Annotated in this window: 1 protein-coding gene and 1 pseudogene; both read right to left on the bottom strand. The window is 67.1% G+C overall.

Features of this window, described 5'->3' with window-relative positions; all coding sequences use genetic code 11:
* Positions 1–194, bottom strand: a pseudogene (locus EN994_RS33255) (thymidine phosphorylase); the annotation flags it as partial.
* The coding region (locus EN994_RS33250; RefSeq protein ID WP_127308247.1) for a purine-nucleoside phosphorylase at positions 194–930 on the bottom strand (737 nt) is incomplete at its 5' end. The pseudogene EN994_RS33255 and the gene EN994_RS33250, both read right to left, overlap by 1 nt.

Genomic DNA, 930 nt, shown 5'->3' with positions numbered 1-930 from the left:
GAATCGCGCATCGCCAGCGTCAGCGCCACGGCCTCGTCGCGGTTCATGCCGTTGAAGAACACCGCCATGGCGAAGGCGCCGGCCTGGCCGTCGGTAACGGCGCCTGACGTCACGCCCGCGACGAAGCCGGCGATCTCGTCCTCCGACAGCCTCAGGCCATCGCGCTTGCGGCGGATGATTTCCTGGGGAAGCATCAGATCTCCAGCAGTCCGTCGCGGAACACGCGCTGCAGGATCGTCGCCAGCCGCGCGCCGCCGACCGGCGCCATGTCCTTGGTCTCCTGGTGCGAAAGCTCGGCCCCGGTCATGCCGGCCGCCAGATTGGTGATGACCGAACAGGCGGCGACGCGCAGTCCGAGGAAGCGGGCGAGAATGACCTCCGGTACGGTCGACATGCCGACCGCATTGGCGCCCATGATGCGCGCCATGCGGATTTCGGCCGGCGTTTCGAAGCATGGGCCGGAGAACCACATATAGACGCCCTTGTGCAGGGTGGTGCCGGTCGCTTTTGCCGCCCGCTCGATGGCCTGGCGGATGCCGGCATCATAGGCTTCGGTCAGGCCGACGAAACGCCGGTCGCTTGGTTCGCCGATCAGCGGGTTGGTGCCCGAGAAATTGATGTGGTCCGATATCAGCATCACCGAGCCCGGCGGCATGTCCGGATCGACCGAGCCGGCGGCATTGGTGAGGATCAGTTTCGTGATGCCGATGCCGGCAAGCACTTCCAGCACCGGCCGCATCGCCGCGGCGTTGCCGTGCTCATAGTAATGGGCACGGCCCGACAGCAGCAGCACCGGCACGCCGGCAAACAGCCCTGCCACCACTTCGCCGGCGTGCCCGGTGACACCGCTTCTGGGAAAGCCGGGCAGGTCGGCATAGGAGATGCGGATCGGGTCCTCGATCTGGTCGACCAGACCGCCGAGGCCCGAGC

The sequence above is a fragment of the Mesorhizobium sp. M7A.F.Ca.CA.002.09.1.1 genome (assembly GCF_003998555.1).
GTDB classification, from domain to species: Bacteria; Pseudomonadota; Alphaproteobacteria; order Rhizobiales; family Rhizobiaceae; genus Mesorhizobium; species Mesorhizobium ciceri.
The sequence above is the reverse complement of the archived record's forward strand: the minus strand, read 5'-3'. Positions and strand labels throughout refer to the sequence as shown.